This is a genomic window from Glutamicibacter soli (assembly GCF_052322135.1).
Classification (GTDB): domain Bacteria; phylum Actinomycetota; class Actinomycetes; order Actinomycetales; family Micrococcaceae; genus Glutamicibacter; species Glutamicibacter soli.
In genome coordinates this window covers 3,443,405-3,461,629 of sequence record NZ_CM125969.1, presented here as the reverse complement: position 1 = coordinate 3,461,629, position 18,225 = coordinate 3,443,405, and the positions used below count along the sequence as shown (strand labels likewise).

The window sequence follows — 18,225 nt, the reverse complement described above, 5'->3', positions numbered from 1 at the left end:
AAAGGACACGAGCAGTCGAAGATCTCGCGGAGGTTTGGAAATGGTCAAGTCAACCGGGGCATCTGGTCACCCGTTTGAAGGTCGCCCGGACGTGGATGAAGGAACGGCCACGGATACGCGGCGCAAGTACAAGAATGCCCCTGAACCGGAGGACGACTCGAAACCGGATTCCCCGGTCCAGCTTCACGGCAATTCATGGAAGTACATTTTCAAGCGTTCGCTGAGCGAGTTCTCCCGCAACAAGTGCACGGACCTGGCCGCCTCACTGACCTACTTCGCGATGCTCTCCATCTTCCCCGGCCTGCTGGCTTTGGTCTCGCTGCTGGGATTGGTGGGTCAAGCCGAAACCACCACCAAGGCCATGATCGATATTCTCGATCGGTTTGCCAGCGATCAAGTGGTTGAGACGCTCCGGCAACCGATTGAACAGCTGTCAGCGGCGCCGTCGGCCGGACTGGCTTTTGCTGTCGGTTTGATCGGTGCGCTGTGGAGCGCCTCGGGCTATGTGGGGGCATTCGGCCGTTCCATCAACCAGATCTACGACGTGCAGGAAGGCCGCCCGGCGTACAAGCTGAAGCCGATCATGCTGCTGGTGACCTTGGTCTTGCTCCTGTGCGCGGCGTTGCTGATCATCTTGCTCGTCGTCTCGGGACCAGTGGCCCAGACCATCGGAGATGTCGTCGGGCTCGGGGAAACCACGATCATGGTCTGGAATATCGCCAAATGGCCGGTGATTGTGCTGGCGGCGGTGCTCATGATCGCCTTGCTCTACTACGGGACGCCGAACGTGCGGCAACCAAAATTCCGCTGGATCAGCCTCGGATCGGCTATTGCACTGCTGATCCTGGCCATTGCCACCCTTGGATTCTTCTTCTACGTCGCCAACTTCTCGAACTACAACAAAACCTACGGCGCCATTGGCGGCGTAATCGTGCTCCTGTTGTGGATCTGGATCGGCAATCTGTCGTTGCTCTTCGGCGTCGTGTTCGATTCGGAAGTGGAGCGCGCCCGGCAGCTTCAGTCCGGGATTGCCGCAGAGAGCTCAATCCAGCTTCCTCCGCGGGACATCAAGGCCAGCGAGAAGCAGCTGTCCAAGGAGGAGAAGGACATCCGCGAGGGCAAGCAGCTGCGGATCGCTGCAGAGCTGGAACGCGAGGAAGACCTGGACGAGGCCTACGACGGCTCGAAGCCGGATACCGGCACCCCCCGGGAGTGAGCGCCGATGGATCTTCCCGTCACAGCGCGTGGCCGAAACCTGTCCGCCGGAGTGTTCCTGGGGCTCGGAAGCGTAGCGTTCCTGGACGAAGTGGTGTTCCACCAGCTGTTGCGTTGGCACCACTTCTACGACAAGTCCAGCAGTTCCATGGGTCTGGTGTCCGACGGGCTATTCCATGCGTTCAGTTGGTTTGCGACCGTCGCGGGCTTGCTGATGATGGTGGGGCTGGTCCGCGATGCCAAGTTCGCCAAGCTGACATTTGCCGCCGGCATGCTCACCGGAGCGGGATTCTTCCAGCTGTATGACGGCTTGGTCCAGCATAAGCTGCTGGGCCTGCACCAAATCAGGTATGGAGTTCCGCTGCTTCCCTATGATGTGGTGTGGAACGTGGTCGCCGCCGTGATGCTCGCAGCCGGGATTGCCCTCCGGGCCATGACGAGTCGAATGCAGCGCAGGCACGAATCGTGACTAAGGCCGTGGATCAAACGTGGGCCACGGATCCCGCGCAGCTCATCTGGGTGGCGGCAGTTATGTCGGCCATGGTGCTCTACGGGCTGGCGCATAAAAAGCTTCGGGAACAGGGGAGCACTTGGCCAGCGCACCGTACGGTATCCTGGTTTGCCGGTTGCCTGCTGGTGTTGGTTTCCGTGTATGGTCCTCTGGCCGAGCTTGCGCACCACGATTTCCCCGTGCACATGGTCGTCCACGTGTTACTGGGAATGCTGGCCCCCTTGCTGCTGGTGCTCGCAGCGCCGGTCACGCTGGCCCTGCGGGCGTTGCCGCATGCCACCGCCCGACGGCTTGGACGGCTTCTTTCCGGCAAAGCGGCTGGTTTCGTGGCGAACCCGTTCGTGGCGGCGATCTTGAATGTCGGCGGACTCTGGTTGATCTATAGATCGCCGCTGTTCGAACTGATGCACCACAACCTGCTGGTGGGTGCCTTCATCCAGTTGCACGTGCTATTGGCGGGTTATCTGTTCGCTTATGCAATTCTCGGCGGGCCGGATCCCGCGCCACACCGGCGAAGCCCCGGAGAACGTGCGGCTGTGATGGTCATGGCCATTGCTGCCCACAACATCTTGGCCAAAAGCCTCTACGCGATGCCTCCTGCAGGCCTGCAAGTAGCCGACGCCCAGACGGGCGCGCAGATCATGTACTACGCCGGCATGCCCGTCGAGATCACTCTCCTCATTGGCCTCTGCCTGCCGTGGATCCTGGGTAACCGGGCGAAGACACATCGCAGGAAGACCGCTGGCCAGCTCTGAGATAGGCATCCCCACACCCTCCAGCCGCAGGAAAAACTCGGCTGCATCTAAGAAGTTGTGGAAACTCGCCGTTCTGCTTGTTGTTCTAGGTGGTGTCGATGATGGGGCGCTCCAAGGCATTTCGTCAAGCACTGGAACCTCGTGATGCGCTCCAGCTCGGATGATGACGCGCCACGCAGTCAACATCCGATGGACCCGCGCGATGAACGCCTGATTCTGGCGTTTGCGCCGAGTTCGTTGCCGGCCGTGATGGGCGCTGTTGACCGGATAGCAGGGGCAAACCACCATGCCCAGGCTGGTAGGTCGAAGGTCCCTGCGATCCCACTCGTCGGGGACTCTCAACATCATAAATGGCTGATGAGGGACCTTGGAGGAATCGAAAAGCTAGAACGACAAGATTGAACACCACCTAAGCAGCGTGGATCGCTTGTCCCATCCGGGGCAGGCGCTGGCGCAGGATTCCGAGAACATCACGGTGCGCAATCCTGAAGAGTTCTACCAAGCCGGCAGCGGATCCATGAAGCCGAAACCGCAGCGTCGCGAGTTGCGCAAACCGCTTAAGAAGGAGTATCGGGGCCACTGGCCGCACGCACAAAGGCATCGGCGCGCGATGATTCTGACCGGAGCACCCGGGGGGGCCGGGAAAGCACACTGCTCACGGAGTTGCTGGGGGAGCACCTCGAGGACTACCTGGTGCTGGACGCCGATGAATTCAAGGAGCTTCTGCTACGCGAAGCGCAGGCGAACGGCAACTATGAAGCCGAGATCAAGCCTAATGAGATCAAGCGGCGCGAGGTTGCGGGGGAGGAGTTCTTCCCGGTGGAGCTGGCGACGCTAGTGCCGGAGGAATCCTCCCAGCTGTCGACAGCCCTGCGCAGCGACTGCATTGCCAAGGGACTGAATATCGTCGTGGACAAGGTGTTGCATTCAGCAGACGGCGCCCGGCAACCCATCGGCGAACTCGACGCTGCGGGATACCGCGTGGAGACCATCGAGGTTCGGGTGCCTTTCGACGTTTCGCAGCAACGCATCACCCAGCGCTCGAAAGAAGCCTTTGCAGCCTCGCTGGAACCGCGGGACGACTTGGGTGCTCGCTGTGCCCCTTACCAGTTTGCGCGCAAGGTCTTCGACGCGCCGGGGGGACAAGTCCAAGCCGGAGATTGTTGCAGAGCAACTGGCTTTCGAGTCTCCCGGAGGGGCTGCGCTACCGCGCGTGCCGCACGGCCGACAGCGATACCGCGGATGCGGACGATATCGGTGTGCTGGAGGTGGACATGCCCAAATCCGGCTACGGCGCGGAGCTGGTGGAAACCCCATAGCAGGCGGAGCGAGCCGTCTGCTGTAACGCCAAGGTAATGCCGAAGGTCCATACTGACCCCACGGTGCGGGTATCCAACGGTGAAATCCTCAACCGCCCGCCACGCACGGAACGGGGCGCAAAGATGAATAATCACCGGCAAGCCATGGGGTCGACCATGCTCAGCCTGGTTGCGGCACTGGTCCTGTCAGGTTGTGCGAACCCGGGGCAGCAAGACGATTCCAGCACAGCGCCGTCGACCGCTGCGACCAGCTCCTTCGAGAATACACAGAGCGGCAACGGATCCTCCTCCGCTGGGAATGGATCTGAAGCGCAGAGCTACTCGTGGGGGCTGCCGGCCAGCGACACCAGCGTGGCCGGGAACGACGGGCCGGCCTATGCAGCGCTGCAGAACGGTTGCGCCGAAGGCCAGGCCTATCTGGATGCGGTGGCGCCCGACGGATATGGTTTCCGTAGCCCGCTGAACGTGGTGCTTTTTGCAGCAGGGCTGAAACTCTGCACTGGCGACGTGGCTGGCGCAGGGCAACTGTACGCCTATGGAACCCAGCGTTACGGCCTGTCGGGGTTGCCCGAGGGCAAACCCGAGTGCGAACTCTACAAGTCGGTGCGCAGCGTGCTTGAACAGCAGCCGCGCACCGCGTTTCCCTGCCCCGGAGGCCTGCCGCCGGAGAACATTGTCGGTCCCACGGGACTGGTTGACGACCCGTTGACCATGGACTTCGACGAGAGCCAGCCCACGGACACCCCGACTCCGACCGAAGATCCGGGAACGCCGACGACGGCAACCGAGACCTCGAGCAGCGAGAGCCCTGCGGAGAGTACCGAGCCGACGCAATCCCTCCCTGATACCTCTGGCCAGGTATCGCCAACGCTATGAGCACCGAACCTGTGGAATCCCACGACCGCGGCGAGCTCATGCGCAGGATCGCCGCGGTCATCGGGAACGTTGGTGTGTTCACCGCGCTGCTCGTGTACTTCGGCTGGGTACGCAGCGAAGTCCAGGCCAAGGCGCTGGGCATCGATGAGAGCATCCTGAACATGAGCACCCGCGACTATCTGCTGCGCAGCGTGCGGCCAGTGCTGGTGCTCATGCTGGTGGTGGCCTTGGCCGTTCTGGTCTGGGTGCTCATGGACCAGCTGTTGTCCATGAGATTGCGGCGCCGCGGCGCGAACGACCGGATCTACCGGTGGACGTGCAGGTTGCTGCCCGTAGCGATCATCGTTCTGCCGTTGGCCGGATGGGTGCTCCGCGGGCGATTTCCTGCGACGGCATACATTGCCTTTCCACTGCTGTGCGCGGCCGGATTGCTGCTTCTGCTGTACGCGTTCGGGCTCCGGAGCGCTGCTGGCAAAGTGCCGTCCCTGTCTGCCGACAACGGTGGTCTGCTGCGGGCCGGGACGGCGGTGCTGATCGGCATCGCGCTATTCAGTTCGGCTTCGAATTATGCGACTGTCGAGGGAACGGAGCTGGCGCGGAATTTCGAAGCACAGGTCCCGCTGTTGCCTGGGGTAGTGGTGCATAGCACCACGGCGTTGAACCTTGATGCACCCTGCGTGGAACTCACCAGAATTTCTGACAAGGGATACGGTTACCGCTACGACGGATTGAGGCTGCTTGAGCACGTCGGTGGGCAATATTTCCTGATCCACGATGGGTGGAGCCGCGAGTTCGGCGTGGTGATGTCGTTGCGTGACGATAATCCTGATGTGCGGTTCGACTTCGTGAGAGACAACCGCTGATGACGTTGCTGATCCGGGGGGACTGGTGGACGGTTCGGGCATTTCAGGAGCTGAGCAGTGGCTGCCTGATTCGGAGAACTCGGTTTCCCGAAGCCAGCAACCAATGAAATGTTCCTTGGCTGGATCCCAATCGATGCTTGAGCATAACCATCAAATTGGCTTTGAACGGGGCAGAGGCAGCGCTTGCTGATGGGACGGCTAGGTATCCTGATGGCTTTGGCGGTAGATGAGCAGACTCAGGGTCAGGATCGTCAGCGTCTGTGCGTCGTTGAGATCTGCTCCAAGCAACTGCTCAAGCGTTGCCAGCCGCTGGTAGAACACGGAGCGGGACAAATGGCTTAATGACGCGGCCTGGGATCTGTTGGTCGGCGAGGCCAGACAGGCCTCCAGCACCCGCAGGTATTCAAACCGGCGAGACGATTCAAGTGCCAGAATGCCTGCAAGCTGTTCTTGCGGCAGCCGTTGCATTGACGGCTCATGGCGAAGTTCATGGGCTAGCAAAGCCAAAGGATACTCTCCTGCGTTGACGAGCTCATCTTGGGTATTCAGTCCTAGCTCGCACGCAGCAACGGCTTGGTTCATGGAAGCTTGCCCCTGCGCAAGTCCGACCGCGGCCGGCCCCAGGTAGAGCGCGCCCTCGAAATGGGGCGCCGAATGAATTTCTCGCAGTGGTGCTTCATCGAGCGGACCCCGGGAATCCTGCTTGTGGGAGAGCAGACCGAAAAGCTTGGCATGAGGTGCATGAATCAGCCCGACAAGACAGCTCGCCAGGGGGCAGAGAGTCCTTTCGAGTTCTTGCGCCGCACGCTGGATGTCGTGGCCTGCAGATAGCCGTATGGCGAAGCCTTGCAGCACCGAATCATCAATCGGCAGGCCAGCAGCTTCCAACCGTCCGTGCACGAACTCCAGATTGCTTTCCATTCCGCTTTGCAGGTCTTCGAGGAGCCCTCTGCCGGTGCCCAAGCTCCACAGCCGGGATTCCGGACGCCGCAGGAGGTCTGCACCAATGGCGGTGGCGGCCATGGTCAGTACGTGTTCGATACCGGCTGGGTGCGCAGCCTCCTTCGGGCAGATGAGCGAACCGAAAAGCTTTCCGTGCATTCGGATGGGAACAGCATGCCTGTCCGAGTTGCCAGAATTGTGGGATGCCCGTGAACGATGCTGCCACTGCTCAAAGTAATTCCTGGGCAGGATGTCCACGGAAGCATAGTTCTGGATGTTGTAACCGGAATCCTCAAGGAGCACGGTACTGGATAGCATTCGTGCGCAATCCATGAGAATGGCGTCCGTCGGAGTGCCTTGATGCATGCTTTTCGTGAAGTGCTCGGTAATTTCACGACCGGCTTTGACCCTTTGGGTTTGCTGGGCGAAAAGCCATTGGTGGATCGCCTCGGTAATTTCGACGAAGGCGACTGGCCTGTGCATCACGATCAAGGGAAGCGCGAAATTATTGCAGGCGTCCACCAATCCTTGGGGAACAGCGGGCAAACGTTCGCTGAGTTCCAGAACCAGTGCCGCTATGTTCAGCTGAGCCATGCTCGCCGCGTAGCGTTCGAAGTCCGGATCTTCGTCCCAACCAATCGCAGTGGTCAGGACTAGCTCATTGCCACGAAGGAATTCAGTTGCTTCGAAGTTTTCCAGAATGTGGGCCCATCCAATGGTGCGCAGAAGTTCATCCGGTGTCGCAAAAACCTGTGGCCTACCAACTAGCACGGAAGGCATACGAAGCAGCTGTTCAACGGTAAGCATGGAACTTTCCGGACAGACTGTATGGAAAGCCGAAAAATCCTCACGGATTGCCACTGTTCGGGACCTCCTGCTCTATGGAAAGCTTGCTATCACTAGATTCATCAGTGATCTGCTTCACATGATACAGAGTGTTTGATGTACAAGGAGGTACGTCGTCATGTTCGGGTTACCAGCATTCACGACCTTTGTGATCCTTGCGGTTCCTGCCGCGTGGGTCCTATATACAGCCGGATTCATGTGGTTGAGCCGTGGTTGGAAACGAGAAGATGCGAAGGATGAACTGTGAGCATTGAAATTGTTTTCCTGATCATCTACTTCCTCGCCATGGCAGGGATCGGGTTCTGGGCAATGAAGCGAGGCAATGCGGATTCTGAAGGATTCCTCCTGGGAGGCCGCAGCCTTGGGCCCGGAGTGACCGCATTGCGCCTGCAGAGCTCCTCGATGTCCGGCTACATGTTCATGGGTGCCGGATCGCTCGGCTACACCCAAGGCTACTTCGGCATGTGGTACGCCTTGGGCGACATTGGTGGTGGCATCCTGAACCTGTCCGTTCTGGGCCGAAGGATGCGCAAGCTCTCGCAGATCCTGGGTTCCATCACCTCGATCGAATACCTGGAGCACCGCTACCCGTCAAAGTGGATCCGCCTCATCGCGGCACCAGTGGCGCTGTTCTGCATGTTCTTCTACGTGCTGGCTCAGTTCATCGCCGGCGGGCGAGGACTTGAGATGGTCTCCGGCGTTTCCTTCCCGGTGGCCCTGGCCATCGCCATCGGCGTCATCGTGCTGTACACCTTCATGGGCGGATACCTGGCTGTGGCTTACACCGACTTCGTGCAGGCAATCATCATGGTGATCGGCATGGTTTGGATCCTCATTGCGACCCTGATCGCCATCGGCGGCTTTACCGCAGGAAACAATGCCATCGGTGAAATCAACCCGAACATGCTTACCATGTGGGGAGCCGATCTCGGTTTCGAGGGCCAGTGGGGTGTCATTCTCGGCGCACTGCTCGTGTTCTCCATCGGCTACATGGGGTGGCCGCACGTAGTCGTCAGCCACATGGCGATGAAGAAGCCCTCGGTGGCCCGAACTGCCGGTGTCTACTCGGTGATCTTCAACCTGCTGTTCATCCCGGGGCCGTATCTGGTGGGCATGTTCGCATTGATCCTGCTGCCTAATCTGGCGAACCCGGAAACCGCGATTTTTGCGGTGGCAGATGCAGTACTGCCGACCTTTGCCGTGGGCATCGTGATGGCCGCGATCATGGCAGCGATCATGTCTACCGCGGACGCGCTCCTCCTGCAGGCTGGAACTATTGCCAGCCAGGATATCTACGCCAGGTTCATCAACAAGAAGATGAGCGATGGCCAGATGGTGTGGGTTTCCCGCATTACGGTGTTGGCCTTGGCCTTGGTGGGCTACGGAATTGCAGCTTTCGATCCGCCAGCTGTTGCCGCCGTCGTGATCTTCTCCACCACCGTTCTTGGCAGCGCGTTTGTGCCGTCCTATGTTTGCGCGGTCTGGTGGAAGAAGGCCAATACTGTTGGCGCGATTTCGTCGATGATTGCCGGTACCTTGGTTTCCGTCTTCTGGCAGGTTTCCGGTCTGCCGGATACTACGGGCATCGACCCGATGGTGACGGGTATCGTTGCATCGACCGCAGCCATGATCATCGGCTCGTTGACATCGCAAAAATCCCATCCAGTTCCGGAGCGTATTGTCCGCGCCCTGGACGAGACCGCCAAGGTCGGCCGTATCCCGGCGAAGCTTCTGCTGGGTCAGGACCAGCTGCTTGCAGGGCAGGCTGAAATGGCTGGGCGTCATGAATGAAATTCTGCTGAAGACCATTGTCGACGCTGAGCACGCTGCGAAAGTTCTTCAGGCCAAGGCACCGGACCTTGAGGTTGTTTCGGCCAGCCTGAGACGTCACCCCTTCGCCGGGTTTGAGTTCCACGTACCTGCGCTCGCAGGTCGTGGGGAAACTGCCCGCGCCTTGGTGGACTACTATTCCGGCAAGGCATTTATCAGCGATCGCTGGGAGAGCGATCCAGTCCTTGAAGTCGACGACGTGGAAGCGGTCTCCGACCCAAGCTGGAATAGTATTTCATTTGAAACAGCACGCCAGCGTGCGAAGGCACTCTTGTCCACGGCTGCGCTGAGAAAGGCCCGTCTCACGTGGAAAGGCGGCGTGAAGGAAACTGCTTCCGTAGAAAAAGTCTGGAAACCCAACTGGATTCTGGACGTCCGGATCCAGGGAAGAAACTACCGGGTCATCGTGGATGGCCTAAACGGCGGATATTTCTTCATCGAGTCTTGACCCAAAAGTTTTTAATGGCTGGTGCCACGGAATCGAAATGTTGAGTCCGGGGTATCAGTGTGTCAACGGGGACGGGCACAACAAGACTTCAAGCCACAGGCGCTCGCCCAAAGCTGCCATAGCCACCCGTCACCAAAGCAGGGTGAAGGGCCCGGCAATGACTCGTACGTTGCGATTGTGATTGCCGTATTCTGCAACTTCAACGGTACTTCGTTTGATACTTCGGCATTAATGGTTGCTTGATCCGGCTCTGGGTGACTGCGTCTGGGTTGACGAGGACCGTGACGGTATCCAGGATGCTGACGAGAAGGGCCTCGAGGATGTTGTTCTGACCATTGCAGGTCCGGATGGCAATCCTGTGAATCGATGTCTTCGGCAATCCGGTTAGCCCGGTGACCACCGATGAGCACGGCAAGTACCTGTTCCCGAACCTCCCGGTTCTGGGCGAGAACGAGTCGTACACGGTCACTATCGACTTGGAAGCTTCGGAAGAAGCCCTGGCTCCGTACATCCCGACCATCGAAACCGATGGCGACCGCGATCAGGATTCCTCGACTTGGGAAGCCAAGACCGAGGGCCTGACCAAGGATGAGGACGAAGACCTCACCTTGGACTTCGGTTTCGTGCTGCCAAAGGTCACCGTGGGCGACTACGTGTGGGTCGACGAGAACCGCGACGGTATCCAGAACGAGGGCGAGAAGGGCATCAAGGATGTCGTTCTGACCATTGTCGGCCCAGATGGACTGCCTGTCACCGACGTCTTCGGCAACCCTGTTGGCCCGGTGACGACCGATGAGAACGGCAAGTACATCTTCGAGAACCTTCCGGTTCTCAAGGATGGCGATTCGTACACCGTCAAGATCGATCGAGAAGCGTCGAAGGAACCGCTGGCTCCGTACGTGCCAACGATCGTGACCGATGACAACCGTGAGAATGACTCGTCGGTGTGGGAGGCCACCACCGAGGGCCTGACCAAGGACGGAGACGAAGACCTCACCCTGGACTTCGGCTTCATCGTTCCGAAGGTTTCGGTTGGCGACTACGTCTGGGTTGATACCAACCGAGACGGCAAGCAGGATGACGGCGAGCCCGGCATCAAGGATGTCGTTCTGACCATCGTTGGTCCGGACGGCGAGCCTGTCACCGATATCTACGGTGAACCGGTTGGCCCGGTCGCCACTGATGAAAACGGCAAGTACACCTTTGAGAACCTGCCAGTTCTTAAGGACGGCGAGTCGTACACGGTCAAGATCGACAAGGAATCGTCGGAAGAAGCACTTGCTCCGTACATTCCGACGCGTGAAAACGAGGGCGACCGCAGCGAAGACTCTTCAACTTGGGAAGCCAAGTCTGAAGGACTTACCGAGAACGACCAGCGCGACGGCACCCTGGACTTCGGCTTCGTGAAGCCGAAGGTTTCCGTGGGCGACTACGTATGGTTCGACGAGGATGCGGATGGCATTCAGGATGACGATGAGAATGGCATCAAGGATGTCGTACTGATCGTCGTTGGCCCGGATGGCGAGCCTGTCACCGATGTGAACGGCAACCCTGTCGGCCCAGTCACTACCGATGAAAACGGTAAGTACACCTTCGAGAACCTACCGGTTCTGAAGGACGGCGTGTCGTACACCGTCAAGATCGACAAGGAAGCTTCGAAGGACGCGCTGAAGGACTACGCGCCGACTCCGGAGAACCGCGGTGATCGTGATAAGGATTCGTCGACTTGGGAAGCTAAGTCGGAGGGCCTAACTAAGGACGGGGACCGTGATCCAACCTTGGACTTCGGTTTCCAGAAGCCATTGCCATGGACCCCGATTGAGCCTACGACTCCGACGGAGCCGGCTGATCCTTCAGAGCCGAGCAAGCCAACTGAACCGACGTGCCCAGCGCCGTCTGAATCAGCGAAGCCATCGGATCCGTCCGAGCCGGGCGAATCTTCGGACCCGTCCGAACCGGCCGGACCTTCGGATTGCCCGGAACCGTCTGAGCCTGCCGACTCCACCGACTCGACTGCGGATTCGCAGAAGCCTAGTGCGTCTGAAGATCCGAAGGACGAGGAGAAGGACGACTTGGCAAGCACGGGCTTCACGGCCTTGTCTGTTCTGGTCGCCGGGCTTTTGCTGGCTGCTGCCGGTGTGATGATCACTCGTCGCAACCGCGGACGCCACAGCTAAACGCAGCTAACGGCTGACTGAGCGCCGGATGCACAGGTACCCTTTTGGGGCCTGGACATCCGGCGCTCTTTCTTCCACCAAAAAATTTTCTGGAAATTTCAATTATTGGCGTCATGAAAGCCGCATTCCTTCCTCTTAATCAGTGTGGCCATCTGGAGGGAACCCGCTTTTGTGATGTCTGCACGGACCATGCGCACTGGTAGGAGCCGTTGGAGCGGTTGAACGGAATGCATCAATCCATGTTGATGCAGGGCGTGATGCCGATGACAGCGATGAGGGCTACATCGCCGGAATCTGGTGACGTGCATAACGGGTGAATCCGTTGTTTCGTACGTTCGCTGGATTTTCGCTATAGTCTTCGAAAATGGACTTATCTGCTTTTTGGGGGGGATGGAAAGCAGAAGGCCAGAAACTCTTCTTTCCAGAAGCGCGGTGCGTTGAGGCAATAGAAGTGATTGGGGCGTTATGACGATAGATTCAAGTGATCGTTTTGCTGGGGTCAGCGATGCAGACCTGATTCTGGGGGTTCGCAACGGGAATCGCGAGTCTGAAGCTCAGCTATTTAAACGCCATAAGCAGCTGGCGCTGGCCGTTGCCTATCGGCATACGGATACTCCGTCGGAAGCGGAAGATGTTGTTTCCGAGGCTTTCCTCAGGGTTTTCGACGCGCTTCGCCGCGGGCTCGGACCCGACGAGTTCTTCCGTGCTTATCTTCTGACTGTCGTTTCTCGTGAAGCCTTTTCGAGGAACGAGGCCGCTTCGAAACACGTAGTCACCGATGACGTCAAGGAATTCGAGGTGGGGGATCCCCACGCCGACGAAGCCCTGAAGCGTGCCGAAGCATCGTTTGTCATCAGCGCATTCAAGTCTTTGCCTGAACGCTGGCGTGCTGTCCTTTGGCATATCGAAATCGAAGATCTGCGCCCGCGCGAAATCGCGCCGTTGCTGGGCCTGACGCCCAATGCCGTCTCCGCGCTTGCAGTACGCGCACGCGAGGGCCTCCGCGAAGCGTATCTGGCGGCACACCTGAACAAGCACATCGATCTTGCACCGACGTGTTCCGACGCCCGCAAGCTGTTGCCCTCGCTGATCCGCGGAAACGCGAGCAACCGAGACCAGCGCATGGTGAAGACCCACCTGGCGGTCTGCGAGGACTGCTCGTCCGTCTTCGGCGAGCTGAGCCAGGTTGGCCTGAAACTGCGGGCCTATGTGCTTCCGCTTGTCGTCGGCGGAGCTACTGCGCTGGGCATTTCCGCGGTCGGCGGGGTGGCAACCGGCACCGCCGCCGTCGCCGGCGGCACAACAGTTTTCAGCATGGCGACCGGAGAGACGGCGGCAGCCTCGACCACGGCCGCGGGCGGTGTGGGATCGGGCTTCGCCGCCGGCAGTGTCGCCGCGGTTGGCGTAGGCCTGACTACCGTGGCCGTTGCTGCGTCGGCGGCTGGCTTGATCCCGCCGATCGCCGCTGATGACAAGCAGGAGAAGGTCGCTGTCCAGGAGGCCCCGGCCGTTCCTGCTCCAAGCGCTACCGCGGTAACCACGTCACCGAAGATCGAACCTCATCAGATGTTCGGTGACCGTGCAACGTTCGAAAAGTACATCGTCGCGGACGCGCCGAAGACCGAGCTTCCGGTCGCTCAGAAATCTCCGGCGCCTTCGGCCGAGCCTCCGGCACCGGAGCCATCCGCCACGTCGGTCCCGGAACCGCCGGTAAAGCCATCACCATCCCCGAAGCCGGTCATGGTGCCCACTGTCGAACCGTCGCCCATATCTCCCCCGCCACCTGAACCAACTCCCGAGGCAACCAAGGCCCCGGTCTCCACCCCTGAGCCAAAGCCGACCCTGACTCCGTCGTCCGAGCCAACTCCCGAGACATCCAGGACGCCGGAGTCAAAGCAGACTCCGACACCTACTGCAACGCCGACACCGGAACCAACCCCGACGCCGGAACCGACCCCGACGCCGGAACCGGCTCCGGAGCCAACTCCGACGCCTACCCCAACGCCTGCTCCGATCCCTTCAGACGAGCCGGAAGATGAGTTGAACAGGGAAACGGTTCAGATCTCGATGCAGCGCGTCGAGGGGCAATCGGTGCCCGCCTATGACTTCGTGACTACCCCCGCGGACCCTGCGCAGAAATACGACCTGAAGCTGCGATGCAAGCATGCGGACGTCATCTGGCCGGATCCGACGAGCAGTTGCCGGGTGAAGGAATACAGCCTCAGCGGAATGTCGATTTCTTGCGTCGGCGAAGCCGTCCTGCGGGTGAACCTGATCCATGTGCACGACGGCCAGTCGATTCGGTTTACCATGCCGTCCAACCCCGATTTCTACAAGGAGTTCGAGCTGGGCGACTAGTACGATTGTCCAATGAGCGAACTGCCCGAGCTGAACCTGGAAGCCGCCGAGAAGATGTGGCGCGCGTACCTGTCCGCCCGCTCCATCGCGCCCGAGGACGCTCCGGGCTATGTGGTCGAATGCTACGGGGACAGCGCCGAGCTGGCCGAAGAGCTGCTGCACGAGGTCATGTACGGAACCAAGCGTGCCACCTCATCGCTGGCCAAGGAATACAGGCAGCACGGCGAAGCTGAACCCATGGCGGGGGACCACTGGGTGGTATGCGACGGCTCGGGAGAACCTAGGATCATCCAGCGTGTGGTTTCTGTGCAGCGATCCAGCTTCTTCGACGTGCCCGCCGAGTTCGCCGCCGCCGAAGGCGAAGGGGATCTCTCGCTGGAATATTGGCGCCGGGTGCACCGGGAGTACTGGACGCGCACCCAGGCGGAGAACGGCAGCGACTGGACGCCGGAGCAGACCACGCAGCCGGGCGAGGAGCTGCTGCTGGAGCGCGATGAAATCTGCTGGCCGCCGGAATTCGCGGATGCGCCGGGCGTGTGACAAACAGTTAAAACGGCGAGCCCGGCCAGGGTGCGTGCAAGGAGGTGCAGGCATCCGGATCGGGCTGGCCGGGTCCGGTTAGGCGGGGGTACGGATCAGTTTTTTGTTGAAGAATTTCGCGATGCCGGCGGCGCCCAGTTCACGGCCGAAGACCCTCGCTCGCGTAACCGCGCGATATGCCGACTTTCGGACCTTGACGGTCGCTCCTGAAGAACAAGCCTTAAGGCTTACGTTCGAGCCAGATGGCGCGACATTAGTGCTCAGCAGATCGATTGTCGACCGTTCGAGCATGGCTACGATCGCCGAGCATCTCGAAATGGCTTCCATTGCGGCGCTGACCGCTCTGTCGACGGACAGCGAATTTGGTATTTCCTCTGGCATCGCACCTGGCACATTCACGCTCGACCTTAGCGCTGTTCTCGGGCGTTGCCATCATTTCCAGGTGCAACAGGGTTCGGAGAACTGCTATCTCACCGGCCGTCTTTTTAACAGCATCATGGAATAAATGTCGGACTCCGAAGCCGTAAGAGATACTCTTGTTCCGTCTAATTCGCTCACATCAATTTCGCAACAAAGGACAAAAATGGGGACCATCATGCGCGCCAAAACAGTCGCGTCTATCGCAGCCTTAGCACTGGCTGTCGCCGGATTAACCGGCTGTTCAGCCGCTGCCGACGCCGAAACACCCGCAAGCTCTTCGGTAACCACCACCGCCCAGGCAGAAGCTACGCCGACACCAAGCCCCACACCGACAAAGCCAACGACGCATCTGGACTACGCGAAGCACGACATGAAGTTCAGCGTCGAACGCGCGACCAGCGATGACCCTTACGGCATGCTTCCCATGGATGGCAATGAGGTTGAGTTCGCCAAGGTTGTCTCCGACGACGGAACCGTCACGTTCAGCGCTAAAGAAGCTGAGGAGGCATACAAGGCAGGCATGGCCACCTATCTGAAGTTGCGGACCGACCCGGAGTTCAGTCGTGCAACTCGAAACACCAAGAGCGACGAAAAGGCTCTCAGCAAGTACAAGACCTTGAGTCCGGCATTGGTTTCTGACGCCAAAAAGGCCTTCGCAAAAGATGGCCTTTTCAATTTTGTCCCCTACCACTTCGTGCTGTCCGAGTGGCTGTGGGCCCAGGACGGTTCGGACCTCAGCGATCATGAGTACTTCCTCATCGACACGACTAAAGAGCAGTCCATTGGCTTCCAGGGGCTCGACTTCGTAGCTGGCCGCGCTGACGGCACCGGCCACAAGATCTTGGAATTCAACTTCACCGAGGTGGATCGCTACAAGCTGGCTGATGATCATGGAGGAGAGGCCACAAGCGTCGTACAGATCACCATGGCAAAGATCAATGGCAAGTGGATGGTAGACGGACTGCGTTGGAACACAGGTTCAATTACCGCCTGGGACAAGGGCGGCAAGGACGTGCTAGAGATGGAAAACTCGCCGTTCTAAGCCACCCCAACGGCAACGTCTCGAGTCCAGCACTGATGACCATCGATCTTGTTGTCGCGCCAGATCGGTGGTCATCACTATAAGCCCTGACCGGCCACGCTGTTCGGCCGCACTAAAGGAAAATGTGCGCATGAGAGTGGGAAACCGGAAGGGCTGTCACGCCCTAGATTTCTGTCATCACCGCCACCAACCTGCAGCCCCACCGGGTCAAGTGGCTCGACGAGCTCAACGAGCAGCTGCAGCTCCCAGACATCCAGTACGTCGTCGTCGTGGACGGCGCCAAAACTGAGCTCCCGCAGTGGGGCGCTGAGGTGATTTTCACGGGCCGGCCGCTCGGCCAAGTCCTGGCACGCAACATCGGACTTTTGCACACCACCGTGAGTACATCACAAGCGCCGATGACGACGACCGTGTGCCGGCCGCGGCCTGATCGCCCGGGCCGAAGAACCCGAAGCCAACCCTTCAATCGGGTGGTGCGGCGGACAGATGGCCAACATTGACGATGCCAACCAACTCATCGGCCACTGGGCTAGCCCCGCACAACCAGCGCACTACCTACCAGGTCAGATCCATGCGCTCTGGTCGGAGCCGGCTGGCGAGTTCCCGATGTCGACTCAAGTCCTGATGGTCCTAGCTGAAGTCCTGCGCGCCGCCGGCGGCTGGGGCGGGCTCCCCCCCCCCCAGGGTGAAGACTTCTCGATGGTCATGGCAGTGACTGGAGCAGCGCCCGGGGTGGTGCTGCCGCAAACGGTCTACGAATACCGGAACCATGCCGGGCAGATGGTTCGCCAGGTTGGGTTCGACGATCTGGAGCTCGATGTCCGGAAGATCTGCTTTAAGCGAGGCAGGCTCTGCGCCTAGCTGCACGCGCAGGGCTAGCCCCGCACTCTGAACTTTGCGAATAGAGGATCGAATAGTGCGCAACAACGCAACCACGGGGCTGAAATCAGCAGGCAACGGAGGAGCTTTCGCGCCGAACAAGGCCGTCGTGAGTCCTGCCTTAGTGGCTGAACCTACACTCCCCAGTCCCAAGTCGTCTGCGACGCTTGTGGCTAAGGTATAGATTTTGGGCGGAATGATCATAGCGAAAGGGTTGCGATGATCAGAGCGGCGAGGTGTTCTGCTGCATCTAGGGTCTCGATATCGCTGCTGTTCAAAACGTCCCAGTAGACCATGGTGGCATCAGCAAGTTTCAGGTTCTCGCTGAGGAAGAAGGCGCCGATCCCAGTCAACCGCCACACATTGGGGCTCTTGGGGATACCAGGGTGGCCTCCTCCAAAGGGACGGGTCCCATGCCGCAGCCGGCAAGGTCGACGGGGCTATGAACCGATCCGTAGCCATATCCTCGCTGACCAGAGGATGCACGTCGAGTAGCTGCACTTCGCACACGGCTATAAAGGTTTGTTGAACGATGGGGTCCAAGCTGTACCTTCCGAATTGCTGCCCACCCGCCCCAGGATAATTTTCTGGCCACCGTTCCTGTAGCTTTACCGGCTCGTGGGTTTCCACGCCATCAACGGTGTGAGTGGCTAAGGGGCGAAGCTGCTTGCAAACACGAGAGACCATCTGCTGACTCACCCCTAGCGAACTCTGATTGGTGCACCGGCCTATCCACCAGTAGAAGGCACCGCGCGATGGCCCAACGTCTTCATGCTTTCTTTCCGGAGGTTGCTTTTCTGAGAGTAGGAGCCGGATGCTCAACGCCGGGAGTGAAAATTGTGTCTTTGGTAATCAGTTGTAGCGGCCGCTGTGTGAGCACATCCACGTGCCGCGACATGGCCTGCTCAAGCACACCAGCGGTGGCCGGGCGGCCTACAAACAAGGGGCGTACCGGAGAACCCTGATGAAAGGTGAAGATGCGAACCGTACGAGCAAGGACGTGCTAAACCGACGGCACCACCACCGAGAAGATGTCGTTCTCCGTTGAGCGTAGCAGCCACGAACGCGCACTCGTTCTTTCTTCAATACTGGAATCCAGCTCTCGTAGGAGCGAAACAACGTCAATATCCTTGTTCACCACCTATTACAACTATCATCGCGCTTTATGGGTGGAAAGTTGTTGGATAAATGAAAGAATCTGAGC

General features: G+C 59.4%; 17 protein-coding genes. 15 read left to right on the top strand and 2 right to left on the bottom strand.

Annotated features, from left to right (window positions below):
• The first annotated feature begins 91 nt into the window (after window positions 1–91).
• The 6 genes from ACTX90_RS16375 to ACTX90_RS16350 all read left to right on the top strand — a co-directional run bounded on the left by ACTX90_RS16375 (window position 92) and on the right by ACTX90_RS16350 (window position 5,539).
• Complete coding sequence (locus ACTX90_RS16375; RefSeq protein ID WP_443442465.1) at window positions 92–1,216, top strand: YihY/virulence factor BrkB family protein; 1,125 nt, start codon at window positions 92–94, stop codon at window positions 1,214–1,216.
• A 6-nt stretch (window positions 1,217–1,222) separates the two neighbouring features.
• Entirely contained in the window at window positions 1,223–1,684 is a 462-nt protein-coding gene (locus tag ACTX90_RS16370; RefSeq protein WP_443442464.1) for a DUF2243 domain-containing protein, read from the top strand.
• On the top strand, window positions 1,681–2,481 hold the full coding sequence (locus ACTX90_RS16365; protein ID WP_443442463.1) for a cytochrome c oxidase assembly protein: 801 nt from the start codon (window positions 1,681–1,683) through the stop codon (window positions 2,479–2,481). Before ACTX90_RS16370 ends, ACTX90_RS16365 begins: the two co-directional genes overlap by 4 nt.
• Before the next feature lie 693 nt (window positions 2,482–3,174).
• Window positions 3,175–3,837: a zeta toxin family protein gene (locus ACTX90_RS16360; protein ID WP_443442462.1), complete on the top strand. Its 663-nt coding sequence runs from the start codon at window positions 3,175–3,177 to the stop codon at window positions 3,835–3,837.
• Window positions 3,838–3,923: 86 nt separating this feature from the next.
• Window positions 3,924–4,676: a hypothetical protein gene (locus ACTX90_RS16355; protein ID WP_443442461.1), complete on the top strand. Its 753-nt coding sequence runs from the start codon at window positions 3,924–3,926 to the stop codon at window positions 4,674–4,676.
• The gene (locus tag ACTX90_RS16350) at window positions 4,673–5,539 is read left to right on the top strand and encodes a hypothetical protein (RefSeq protein ID WP_443442460.1); all 867 of its coding nucleotides are present in this window, start codon (window positions 4,673–4,675) and stop codon (window positions 5,537–5,539) included. The genes ACTX90_RS16355 and ACTX90_RS16350 overlap by 4 nt, the downstream gene beginning before the upstream one ends.
• 198 nt (window positions 5,540–5,737) lie before the next feature.
• Here the strand turns inward: ACTX90_RS16350 and ACTX90_RS16345 are convergent, their stop codons facing one another.
• Window positions 5,738–7,342 carry a PucR family transcriptional regulator gene (locus tag ACTX90_RS16345; RefSeq protein WP_443442459.1) on the bottom strand — a complete coding sequence of 535 codons (1,605 nt, stop codon included), beginning with the start codon at window positions 7,340–7,342 and terminating at the stop codon, window positions 5,738–5,740.
• Between the two features lie 228 nt (window positions 7,343–7,570).
• On the opposite strand from ACTX90_RS16345, the gene ACTX90_RS16340 reads away from it, so the two are divergent.
• The 9 genes from ACTX90_RS16340 (at window position 7,571) to ACTX90_RS16300 (ending at window position 17,003) form a co-directional block, all read left to right on the top strand.
• Complete coding sequence (locus ACTX90_RS16340) at window positions 7,571–9,118, top strand: sodium/proline symporter (RefSeq protein WP_443442458.1); 1,548 nt, start codon at window positions 7,571–7,573, stop codon at window positions 9,116–9,118.
• Entirely contained in the window at window positions 9,111–9,605 is a 495-nt protein-coding gene (locus tag ACTX90_RS16335) for a hypothetical protein (protein WP_443442457.1), read from the top strand. The genes ACTX90_RS16340 and ACTX90_RS16335 overlap by 8 nt, the downstream gene beginning before the upstream one ends.
• 235 nt (window positions 9,606–9,840) lie before the next feature.
• The gene (locus ACTX90_RS16330) at window positions 9,841–9,993 is read left to right on the top strand and encodes an SdrD B-like domain-containing protein (RefSeq protein ID WP_443442456.1); all 153 of its coding nucleotides are present in this window, start codon (window positions 9,841–9,843) and stop codon (window positions 9,991–9,993) included.
• 4 nt (window positions 9,994–9,997) lie between these two features.
• Window positions 9,998–11,782 (top strand): SdrD B-like domain-containing protein, encoded by a 1,785-nt coding sequence (locus ACTX90_RS16325; protein WP_443442455.1) that lies wholly within the window; start codon window positions 9,998–10,000, stop codon window positions 11,780–11,782.
• Between the two features lie 465 nt (window positions 11,783–12,247).
• A complete protein-coding gene (locus tag ACTX90_RS16320; protein WP_443442454.1) occupies window positions 12,248–14,140 on the top strand; it encodes a sigma-70 family RNA polymerase sigma factor in 1,893 nt (630 codons plus the stop codon).
• Between the two features lie 12 nt (window positions 14,141–14,152).
• A complete protein-coding gene (locus ACTX90_RS16315) occupies window positions 14,153–14,680 on the top strand; it encodes an ASCH domain-containing protein (protein WP_443442453.1) in 528 nt (175 codons plus the stop codon).
• Window positions 14,681–14,786: 106 nt separating this feature from the next.
• A complete protein-coding gene (locus ACTX90_RS16310) occupies window positions 14,787–15,185 on the top strand; it encodes a hypothetical protein (protein WP_443442452.1) in 399 nt (132 codons plus the stop codon).
• Window positions 15,186–15,263: 78 nt separating this feature from the next.
• Window positions 15,264–16,142, top strand: coding sequence for a hypothetical protein (locus ACTX90_RS16305; RefSeq protein ID WP_443442451.1), 879 nt, complete (start codon window positions 15,264–15,266; stop codon window positions 16,140–16,142).
• A gap of 486 nt (window positions 16,143–16,628) precedes the next feature.
• Window positions 16,629–17,003 (top strand): hypothetical protein, encoded by a 375-nt coding sequence (locus tag ACTX90_RS16300; RefSeq protein WP_443442450.1) that lies wholly within the window; start codon window positions 16,629–16,631, stop codon window positions 17,001–17,003.
• Window positions 17,004–17,221: 218 nt separating this feature from the next.
• On the opposite strand, the gene ACTX90_RS16295 is transcribed toward ACTX90_RS16300, so the two are convergent.
• Window positions 17,222–17,383 carry a hypothetical protein gene (locus ACTX90_RS16295; RefSeq protein WP_443442449.1) on the bottom strand — a complete coding sequence of 54 codons (162 nt, stop codon included), beginning with the start codon at window positions 17,381–17,383 and terminating at the stop codon, window positions 17,222–17,224.
• Window positions 17,384–18,225: the final 842 nt, after the last annotated feature.

Coding starts and splice junctions, on each gene's coding strand:
- ACTX90_RS16300 (WP_443442450.1), top strand. CDS start 16,629: ATGGCCAACATTGACGATGCCAACCAACTCATCGGCCACTGGGCTAGC.
- ACTX90_RS16315 (WP_443442453.1), top strand. CDS start 14,153: ATGAGCGAACTGCCCGAGCTGAACCTGGAAGCCGCCGAGAAGATGTGG.
- ACTX90_RS16320 (WP_443442454.1), top strand. CDS start 12,248: ATGACGATAGATTCAAGTGATCGTTTTGCTGGGGTCAGCGATGCAGAC.
- ACTX90_RS16370 (WP_443442464.1), top strand. CDS start 1,223: ATGGATCTTCCCGTCACAGCGCGTGGCCGAAACCTGTCCGCCGGAGTG.
- ACTX90_RS16355 (WP_443442461.1), top strand. CDS start 3,924: ATGAATAATCACCGGCAAGCCATGGGGTCGACCATGCTCAGCCTGGTT.
- ACTX90_RS16335 (WP_443442457.1), top strand. CDS start 9,111: ATGAATGAAATTCTGCTGAAGACCATTGTCGACGCTGAGCACGCTGCG.
- ACTX90_RS16305 (WP_443442451.1), top strand. CDS start 15,264: ATGGGGACCATCATGCGCGCCAAAACAGTCGCGTCTATCGCAGCCTTA.
- ACTX90_RS16350 (WP_443442460.1), top strand. CDS start 4,673: ATGAGCACCGAACCTGTGGAATCCCACGACCGCGGCGAGCTCATGCGC.